The 1,847-nt window shown below is 27.3% G+C and carries 3 protein-coding genes; all 3 read left to right on the forward strand.

Going from position 1 to position 1,847, the window contains the following annotated elements:
* Positions 1–234: 234 nt before the first annotated feature.
* Positions 235–402, forward strand: coding sequence for a hypothetical protein (locus G3997_RS02270; protein WP_296647428.1), 168 nt, complete (start codon positions 235–237; stop codon positions 400–402).
* Positions 383–1,021, forward strand: a complete 639-nt coding sequence (locus G3997_RS02275; protein ID WP_296647435.1) for a helix-turn-helix transcriptional regulator — start codon at positions 383–385, stop codon at positions 1,019–1,021. Before G3997_RS02270 ends, G3997_RS02275 begins: the two co-directional genes overlap by 20 nt.
* 10 nt (positions 1,022–1,031) lie before the next feature.
* A partial coding sequence (locus tag G3997_RS02280; RefSeq protein WP_296647440.1) for a pyruvate, water dikinase regulatory protein occupies positions 1,032–1,847 on the forward strand: 816 nt, incomplete at its 3' end.

Here is a 1,847-nt window from a genome sequence, read left to right on the forward strand (position 1 = left end):
GTTGGAAAGAATTTATAAAAGATTTAAATAATACTGAAAAAGCTGAAGCTAAATTACTTGATGCTAGTCCAATACCACCTGGATATTTTGAAAGTTTAGAGGCTAAGGTTAGCAGTATTTCAGGCGCAGAAAATATAAAATCATACTTTAAAAATAATTTATATAAAAAAGATGATTTAGTAGAAATGCTTTATTGCACAAATGGATGCAACAATGGAGACGGAGTGTTAATAAATGAATAAAAAGAAAGTTACAAAAACATGTATTTCAATTGTAATTTTACTTGCTATATGGACTATAGTTACTGAATTTGATTTAGTAAATTCTTATATTTTACCATCACCATTAWATTTGATTAAATATATATTATATTTGAAAGAAGGTGACTACTATTCAACTTAACCCAAGACAACTTAAGATAATAGATATAGTAAAAGAAAATGAACCTATAACTAGTGAACAAATTGCTTCAATTTTAAATGTGACTAGAGCTACATTAAGATCTGATTTAGCAATACTTACAATGACTGGTATATTAGATGCAAGACCTAAAGTAGGATATTTTTACTCAGGTATAAATGGGACTAGTTTAGTAGGTAATAAGATAAAAGATAAAAGAGTAAAAGATATAATGAGTATGCCTGTAGTTATAAAACAGGATACTAATATATATGATACTATAGTTACAATGTTTTTATCTGATGTAGGAAGTATATTTGTAATAGATGATAATGAGAATTTATGTGGTATTGTATCTAGAAAAGATTTGTTAAAGGCAACAATAGGAGGTGCAGATATAAATAAAATACCTGTGGGTATGATAATGACTAGAACACCTAATGTTGTAACGGCTAATAAAGATGATGATATAATATTGGCAACTAAAAAGATAATAGAACATGAAGTAGATTCTATTCCAGTAGTTGAAACTAATAAAGATGATGAAAATCATGTTAAGGTAATAGGAAGACTGTCTAAAACTAATATAACAAAGTTATTTTTAGAGCTAACTGACAATTAAGGAGGAGTACATGGAAAATTTAGTTGTATACGTCATATCAGACTCAGTGGGAGAAACAGCACAGCAAGTTACTAAAGCTGCATTATCTCAATTTAATATAGAAAATGATTATGAAATAAGAAGATTTCCATATGTAGCTGATGAAAAGTTTTTAAAGGAAGTACTAGAAAGTGGTAAAAATGAAGAGGCTATAATAGTATATACTTTAGTTTCAGAAAATTTATTAAATATAGCAAAGGAATTTTGTGAAAAAGAAGATTTAAGCCACATAGATTTAATGACTCCTTTACTTAAACAAATATCTAAAAAGACTGGTAAAAATCCAAAAAGAGAGCCTGGAGTTATAAGAAAATTAGATGAAAGATACTTTAAAAGAGTTGAAGCTATAGAATTTGCAGTTAAATATGATGATGGAAAAGATCCAAGGGGAATATTAAAATCAGATATTGTACTTTTAGGTATATCTAGAACTTCTAAAACTCCTCTTAGTATGTATTTAGCTAATAAAAATATAAAAGTTGCTAATGTACCTTTAGTACCTGAAATACCAATACCTAAAGAAGTATTTGAGATAGATCCTAAAAAGATTATGGGGTTAACTAATACTCCAGAAAAACTTAACTCAATAAGAAATGAAAGATTAAAAGCACTAGGTTTATCAAGTAATGCAAGTTATGCTAATTTAGAAAGAATACTTCAAGAATTAGATTATGCAGAAAAAATTATGAAAAAAGTTGGATGTCCAGTAATAGATGTTTCTAATAAGGCTATAGAAGAAACAGCAGGGATAATAATGRATAAAATGAAAGNAAATGGTTTAAAGATA

Origin of the sequence: Romboutsia sp. 13368 (genome assembly GCF_018336475.1) — a bacterium.
Classification (GTDB): domain Bacteria; phylum Bacillota; class Clostridia; order Peptostreptococcales; family Peptostreptococcaceae; genus Romboutsia.